Raw genomic sequence first — 7211 nt, 5'->3', positions numbered from 1 at the left:
GAGAGTAGGTCACCGCCGGACATAAATTAGAGCTCAGGCCCCGACAAGGAATGTCGGGGCCTGAGTCATTTAAGGGCTATTTCAGGACCGCTCGGGCGGGCCGGCCGCCGGGTAAAGTTGTTGACCATGGACAACCTCTTCAGCCACGCGTCCCCTGCGGACGAAGCATCCGTGCCCGTAGATGCCCTGGACGCCATCGTTCACACAGTGGTGGTGCCCGGACCGGTTTCCAAGGCATTCATCGGCTTCACGGAACACACCCACCTTTGGTGGCCGCTCGAGGATCACAGTGTGTTTGGCGCCGGCTCGTACGTCGAGTTCGAAGAAAACCTGGTCCTCGAAACTGCCGACGACGGCCGCACGGCCGTCTGGGGCTCCATAGACGACTGGCAGCCCCCGATGTCCTTTCATGCCAGCTGGCACCCCGGGACCACGGCATTGTGGTCCACGGAGCTACGGGTCGCGTTCAGGGCAGTGGATGGCGGGACGGAGCTCCGTCTCGTTCAGGACGGCTGGGAGGGCGCCGAGGACCCGGCACGGACACGCGCCGAGTACGATGCTGGCTGGCCGGCCGTCCTGGCCCGCTTCGTGCGGTTTATGGGCGGTGAAGTTGGCTAGGGTCCGCCGCATGGTTGCGGGGGACTGGGAACGGCTGCGTGCCGTAAGGCTGGAGATGCTCGCCGACACCCCAGCTGCCTATGTGGAATCACTCGAGTCCGCCCAGGAGCAGACAGCGGGCCAATGGCGGAACCGGGCTGTCGCGATGACAGCCCCCGGAAGCGTGACTTTCGTCGCCGAGGAGATTCCTGAAGTGCTTTCCCAAGAGCTTCCCCAGGAGACTCGCGGGCCCAGGACATTCTGCGGTCTGATGCGGATGGTGGTCAAGCACCCACAGGAGGCCAACCGGCCCCTCCAGGCCATGCTCATCAGTGTGTATGTGTCTGCCCCGCACCGTGGAACCGGCCTTGCGGATGAGCTGCTTCGCCGTTCGGTCAGGGCCGCGGCCGATGAGCTGGGAGCCGGGCTGTTGCAGCTGGGCGTCCACGAGGACAATTCCCGCGCCGCAGGCTTCTATGCGCGCCACGGTTTCCATGACACCGGACGCCGGGAGGTATACCCGCTCGACACCAGCAGGAAGGAAATCATCATGGAGCGTGAGTTGGCACGGGCGGAGCGGGACGCCTAATCACGGACAAAGTTGTTAGTGCGTTGGCCCGGTATCGCCGGGTGGCACGGAGGTACTGGACCTGACCACGAAGTTGGTAGGGAACTCCGTGTCGGTTGCTCCGCCGTCGGCAGCGTCCTCAAGCCCTGCCAACAGGAGTCGCACGGCCAAAGCCCCCTGGCCGCGGGCGTTCTGGTCGATGGTGGTCAGCCCGAACACCTCGCCAAGCTCATGGCCGTCGATGCCGACGACGGAAAGGTCGTAGGGGATCCGGAGGCCGAAATCGCGTGCCGCCAGGATCGTGCCGATGGCCATTTCGTCCGAAGCAGCGAAGACCGCGGTGGGACGTTCGGACGTGCCGCCCAGCAGCCGCCTGGCACTCGCGTAGGCCCCTTGGACGGTGAAGTCGGCGGACACCTGCCATTCGGGCCGCACTGGTAGCCCGGCAGCCGCCATGGCCTTGTGGTAACCACCTTGGCGCATACCCGGAAGCCGGAAGTCCTGCTCGAAGAAGGTATCTCCCGTCATATGCGCGATCTTGGAATGGCCCAGCCGGATCAGGTGGTTGGTTGCGGCCTCGGCTATGCCGGCGTCGTCTATGCGGATGGTGGAGGCGCCCGGCAAGGGACCGCCGATACCCACGATCGGCCGGTGGATGGCCAGCAGCTGTTGTATCTCAGCTGCACTGAGCTCGAGCGAGACAGCGATGACCGCATCCACGCGCTTCCGCAGCAGGAAGTCGTTCAACACGCTGTGCCTTCGGTCCGGGCCTTCGCTGACGTTGTAGAGCGTGAGGTCGTATCCGGCGTCGAGCAACGTAGCCGAGACGCCTTCCACCACCGCGGAGAAATACCAGCGGTGGACGGAAGGCACCACCACACCCACGTTGTGGTTCCGGCCGGAAGCGAGACTGGAGGCGTGGTACGACAACACGAAACCGAGCTCAGCTGCGGCAGCCCGGGCACGTTCGCGGCTGCGTGCCGAGACATTTCCCTTTCCACTGAGTGCCCGCGACACCGTTGCGGTGGAAAGGCCCGCCCGCTCAGCGACGTCCTTGATGCCGGGCATATTTAGCTCTCCGTGTCCTCAACTGCGAATCTAGACGACAGCAGGATCACCCAAGTGGCAGGTTCAACCAGACCGTCTCACCTGAGCCTAGCTGATGGCCGCCGTCGTGCGTTTCCGCTGCCGCCAGCGAGCTGCGCAGCAGCACCACCCCCGGCGGGAGTTCCATGGCATCCCGTCCGACGTTCATGACAACAAGCGTGGTGCCGTTGAGGTAGGCCAGGGACGTATCGGTGCACCAGCTTTCCAGCCATGCCAGTGACCCCCGACCCAGGTCAAGCTCCCTGCGCATCGCCAGCATCCGGCGGTAGAGGTTCAAATGCGACGACGGCTGTTCCGCCTGGGCATCACGCGCCAGTTCACTGAAGCTCTCCGGCTGCGGCAGCCACGGGGCCTCCCCGGACCCGAACCCGGCGTGCAGTTCGGCGGCGCGCCACGGCAGGGGTACCCGGCACCCGTCGCGGCCCAGCCGTTCGCCACCCGTGCGCGCAAACGTGGGATCCTGCCGCTGGCTGTCCGGAATATCGATGCCGTCGGGAAGCCCCAGCTCCTCGCCCTGATAGAGGTAGGCTCCGCCGGGCAGCCCGAGCATGAACATCGATGCCGCCGCCGCCCGGGTCCTGCCCGCCACGAGGTCGGGCTGATGGTCAAAGATGCCGATCCCGTCGCCGTCGCGCGGTGCGGCGCCGTCGTAGCCGAAGCGGGTGGCGTGGCGGACGACGTCGTGGTTGGAGAGCACCCAGGTGCTGGGCGCGCCGACGGCATCCAGTGCCACCAGCGAATCCGTGATGACGCCGCGGAGGCGGCGAACGTCAAGTCCAGCATGCAGGTAGGGGAAATTGAACGCCTGGTGCATCTGGTCCGGCCGGACCCAGTCTGCCAAACGGGGCAAGGGATCCACATTGGCTTCAGCACACAGGATGCGGTCCGGACCGTACTCCGCGAGGATCCGGCGCCAGGCCCGGTAGATGTCGTGGAGAGCCGGCTGGCCGAACATCGGTGCCTCGTGGCCGGGGTAGCCGTCGGAACTGCCGCCGTCGGCCCTGCCGCCCCACTCCGGCAAACCGGGAGCCTTCACCAGGGCATGCGCAACGTCCACGCGGAAACCGGCGACACCCCGGTCCAGCCAGAAGCGAAGCACGCGCTCGAATTCATCGTGGACCGCCTGGTTGTCCCAGTTGAAATCGGGCTGCGAGGCGTCAAAGAGGTGCAAATACCACTGCCCGGGGGCGCCGTCCGGCTCCGTGATGCGGGTCCAGGCCGGTCCGCCAAAATGCGACTGCCAGTTGTTGGGCGGTTCTTCGCCAAATGCGCCGCGGCCGTCCCGGAAGATGAACATGTCACGTTCCCGGCTGCCGGCCGGTGCGGCGAGGGCCTGCTGGAAGGCGGCGTGCTGGTCCGAACAGTGATTGGGAACAAGGTCCACGATCACGCGGAGGTTCAGGCGGGTGGCTTCCGCCATCATGGCGTCGAAGTCGGCCAGGGTGCCAAACAGCGGATCGACATCGCAGTAGTCGCTGACGTCGTAGCCGGCATCCTTCTGCGGGGACCGGTAGAACGGCGATAGCCAGACAGCATCGACATCGAGCCTGGCCAGCTGCGGCAGCTCTGCCGTGATTCCGGCGAGATCACCGATTCCGTCCCCGTTCAGGTCGCGGAAGGAACGCGGATACACCTGGTAGATGACGGCAGACCGCCACCACCCGGGGGCGTCATCGGCGGTGTGTACCAAGGTCAGTGGCCCGGCCGAAACGGCGGGGGCTTCGAGCATTGAGTCAACGGACATGCCGGTAATCGTAGAACGGATTTTCCCGGAACTGAAAACGCTTCCAATTGTGACGCACGCCTCATTGTGTCGTGTCTTCTCTGTTTCTGGCTAACTGCAGTTTTCGGCCAGTGGGTTTGGTTATAGGGACAAATGCTGGTCCTGGACGGCCCCGCCCGTAACTCTTGCGTCACCCACTACCGCCGAGTAATGTGGCTTTCCACTGCGACTCCGTCCGGCAATTTTGGAAGCGCTTGCAGATGCGCGCCGCAACGGCACTGCGAGCCGGCGCTGAAGGCACTCGGGCCCCGCGGACTAGACTGAAGGCCGGATCGACGGACCTGGAGGCCGCATGGGCAACATTGTTGACGAGCTCAAAACCATCCTGGAGCCCGGCAAACTAGCCGTTGACGAACAGACCCTGGCCATCTACGCCATAGACCAGGCCCCGGTCCTTGACTTCCAGCTGCCGTTGGCCGTGGTCTGGGCCGAAACAGTGGCGGACGTCCAGGCGGTGGTCACAGCCTGCGCCAAGCGCCACGTGCCCATTGTTGCCCGCGGGGCCGGGACGGGTGTCTCCGGCGGCGCCCATGCCAGCCCGGGGTGCATCGTGCTGGGCCTTGAACGGATGAACCGCATCCTGGACCTGAACCCTGACGACGAGACCGCCGTTGTCGAACCCGGCGTGATCAATGCCGACCTCAACGACGCGGCGGCCGTCCACGGGCTGATGTACGCGCCGGACCCCGCAAGCTTCCGGACATCCACCATTGGCGGCAATGTTGCCACCAACGCCGGCGGGCTGCGCTGTGCGAAGTACGGCGTCACCCGCGACTCCGTGCTGGCCCTCGATGTGGTGCTGGCCGACGGATCCCTGATCCACACTGGCCACCAGACGTTCAAGGGAGTTGCCGGCTACGACCTCACGGGGCTGTTGGTTGGCTCCGAAGGGACGCTCGGAATAGTGGTGGGGGCAACGGTACGGCTGAAGTACCTGCCCCGCGAACTGCACACCATCGCGGCGTTCTACCCGGACTTCCGCAGTGCAGCGGCGGGCGTTCTGGCAGTCGGGAAGGCGCGCGTGCAGCCCGCCATCATGGAACTGCTCGACGGCGGATCGCTGCGTCAGCTCGACGAAATCCACGGCTCGGACCTGAGCGCCCGCGGGGCATCGCTCCTGCTGATCCAGACGGACGGCTTCGGAGCAGCCGCGGAAGCTGACGTGGTCCGCGATGTCCTTGCTGCCAGCGGAGCCACGGTGACCACGGAGGCCAGCGCCGAAGCCGAGCAACTGGTGGAACTGCGGCGCAACAGCCGCGGCGTCGAAGTGGACGACGAATACCGCGTAGGGGAGGACGTGGCGGTGCCCCGCTCGCGGCTCGTGGACTACGTCGGCGAACTCGAAGCCATGGCAGTCGCCCACGGTGTACAGCTCAAAGTCGTGGCGCACGCCGGCGACGGCAACCTTCACCCCACGTTCTGGGTGGACCGGCTGGACAACCAGGTGGACGCCGAAGCCATGCAGCGGCTGGGCGCCGCTCTGGACAAATCGATCACGGTGGCGCTGGCGATGGGCGGCACCATCACCGGCGAGCACGGGATCGGGCAGTACAAACTACGGTGGCTGGGCCTGGAACAGCCCCAACCCGTGCGTGAACTTCAGCGCCGGATCAAGGAACTCTTCGATCCGGCCGGCATCCTGAACCCCGGGAAGGCGATCTAGCTAGTCGTCGGAGTCAGGGTACTCGTCGATGTCCTCGTCGCCGTACCGGGACTGCTCGGTCTCGACTTCCAGGATCTTGAGGAGCCCGGTGTCCGGGTTGAGCATGATTGCTGCTTCATCGCGGCGGTGCCGAAGGATGGAGTCGATGTAGGACTGCACTGCTTCGGCCAGCGGAATATGCCGTTCCTGCTTTTCGGACATGTACCAGCGGTGCTCCAGGACCTCGTGGACGGCTTCCGCCGGTTCGAGCTTGCCGGAAAGGTCGCGCGGAATCGAGCGGACAATGGGCTCGAAGATCTGGCTGACCCAGAGGTGGGCGCTGTATTCCTCGTCCATTGTCGGGTTGTTGTCCGCCCGGAACGAGTCCATGTCGTTGAGCAGGCGGCGGGCCTGGTTTTCCTGCGCGTCCAGTCCGGTAAGCCGCAGCAGTCGGCGCTGGTGGTGCCCCGCGTCCACCACTTTGGGCTGGAGCTGGATGGTGGAGCCGTTCTGGGTGGTCTTGATCGCGTATTCTTCGACGTCGAACCCGAGCTCGTTGAGCTTCCGGATCCGGGCGGCCACACGCCAGCGTTCCCCGATCTCGAACGATTCCTTCGCCGTGAGCTCTGTCCAGAGCCGCCGGTAGCTGTCCATGATGAGTTCGCTGGTGGCCACCGGGTCCACCTTCTCTTCGATCAGCCCGCCGTCCAGCAGGTCCATCAGCTCGCCGGCGATGTTGACCCGGGCGATCTCGAGATCGTATTCGCGCTGGCCGGTGGACAGGTCCGGGTACAGCTCGCCCGTTTCAGCATCCACGAGATACGCCGCAAACGCGCCGGCGTCGCGCCGGAAGAGGGTGTTGGAGAGCGAAACGTCGCCCCAGTAGAAGCCGATGAGGTGCAGCCGCACCATCAGCAGCGCCTGGGCGTCAATCAGACGCGTGAGGGTGTCCTTGCGCAGCATCTGCGAAAAAAGCGCACGGTAGGGCATGGAGAACTTCAGGTGTCGGGTGACCAGCACCGGGTTCAGCGGCCTGCCGTCCGGCGTGGTGCGGCCGGTGATGACGGCCACGGGCTCAACGCAGGGCACGTCCAGGCGTGCCAGCTTCCGGAGCATGTGATACTCATGGCGGGCCACGTGCTCTGACGTTTCCTTGATGGCAATCACGGAGCCGCCGAGGTGGGCGAAGCGCACAATGTGGCGGGAAATACCGCGGGGGAGCGCGGCGAGGTTTTCAGCCGGCCAGTCCTCCAGTGCGATGTGCCATGGCAGGTCCAGGAGCTCAGGATCAGCCGCGGCGGCGGTGATGCTCAGGTTGCTGGAGACGTTGGAACTCTTGTCGTCGTTGGCGCTGGCCGCTTCAAACCGAGGCAGTTTGCCGATCTGGCCGTAGTCGGTGGGTTCGTCGTGCCATTGGGCGTTGCTTTCCTCGGTCATGTGCCAATTCTTCCGTACGTAGGGGCGGGGTGCCTAACCAAAGTCAGGAAGGCCGCGCTTAAACCACGACGGCGGCC

Annotated in this window: 6 protein-coding genes; 3 read left to right on the top strand and 3 right to left on the bottom strand. The window is 65.2% G+C overall.

The window, feature by feature from the left end:
• Positions 1-126: 126 nt before the first annotated feature.
• Positions 127-618 (top strand): SRPBCC domain-containing protein, encoded by a 492-nt coding sequence (locus J7I79_RS22145; protein ID WP_214957083.1) that lies wholly within the window; start codon positions 127-129, stop codon positions 616-618.
• 10 nt (positions 619-628) lie between these two features.
• The gene (locus tag J7I79_RS22140) at positions 629-1186 is read left to right on the top strand and encodes an N-acetyltransferase (protein ID WP_251043158.1); all 558 of its coding nucleotides are present in this window, start codon (positions 629-631) and stop codon (positions 1184-1186) included.
• Positions 1187-1201: 15 nt separating this feature from the next.
• Here J7I79_RS22140 and J7I79_RS22135 read toward each other — a convergent pair whose 3' ends face one another.
• Complete coding sequence (locus tag J7I79_RS22135; protein WP_214957081.1) at positions 1202-2233, bottom strand: LacI family DNA-binding transcriptional regulator; 1032 nt, start codon at positions 2231-2233, stop codon at positions 1202-1204.
• Positions 2234-2279: 46 nt separating this feature from the next.
• Positions 2280-4016 carry a glycoside hydrolase family 13 protein gene (locus tag J7I79_RS22130; protein ID WP_251043157.1) on the bottom strand — a complete coding sequence of 579 codons (1737 nt, stop codon included), beginning with the start codon at positions 4014-4016 and terminating at the stop codon, positions 2280-2282.
• Positions 4017-4347: 331 nt separating this feature from the next.
• On the opposite strand from J7I79_RS22130, the gene J7I79_RS22125 reads away from it, so the two are divergent.
• Positions 4348-5718, top strand: coding sequence for an FAD-binding oxidoreductase (locus tag J7I79_RS22125; protein ID WP_214957079.1), 1371 nt, complete (start codon positions 4348-4350; stop codon positions 5716-5718).
• On the opposite strand, the gene J7I79_RS22120 is transcribed toward J7I79_RS22125, so the two are convergent.
• The gene (locus J7I79_RS22120; protein ID WP_214957077.1) at positions 5719-7134 is read right to left on the bottom strand and encodes a DUF4032 domain-containing protein; all 1416 of its coding nucleotides are present in this window, start codon (positions 7132-7134) and stop codon (positions 5719-5721) included.
• Positions 7135-7211 lie beyond the last annotated feature (77 nt).

The sequence above is a fragment of the Arthrobacter sp. ISL-69 genome (assembly GCF_018613775.1).
GTDB lineage: Bacteria > Actinomycetota > Actinomycetes > Actinomycetales > Micrococcaceae > Arthrobacter.
This window is presented reverse-complemented; position numbering and strand designations above follow the sequence as displayed.

Excerpts from the sequence above, each read along its gene's own strand:
- J7I79_RS22145 (WP_214957083.1), top strand. The coding sequence starts at position 127 with ATGGACAACCTCTTCAGCCACGCGTCCCCTGCGGACGAAGCATCCGTG.
- J7I79_RS22140 (WP_251043158.1), top strand. The coding sequence starts at position 629 with ATGGTTGCGGGGGACTGGGAACGGCTGCGTGCCGTAAGGCTGGAGATG.
- J7I79_RS22135 (WP_214957081.1), bottom strand. The coding sequence starts at position 2,233 with ATGCCCGGCATCAAGGACGTCGCTGAGCGGGCGGGCCTTTCCACCGCA.
- J7I79_RS22130 (WP_251043157.1), bottom strand. The coding sequence starts at position 4,016 with ATGTCCGTTGACTCAATGCTCGAAGCCCCCGCCGTTTCGGCCGGGCCA.
- J7I79_RS22125 (WP_214957079.1), top strand. The coding sequence starts at position 4,348 with ATGGGCAACATTGTTGACGAGCTCAAAACCATCCTGGAGCCCGGCAAA.
- J7I79_RS22120 (WP_214957077.1), bottom strand. The coding sequence starts at position 7,134 with ATGACCGAGGAAAGCAACGCCCAATGGCACGACGAACCCACCGACTAC.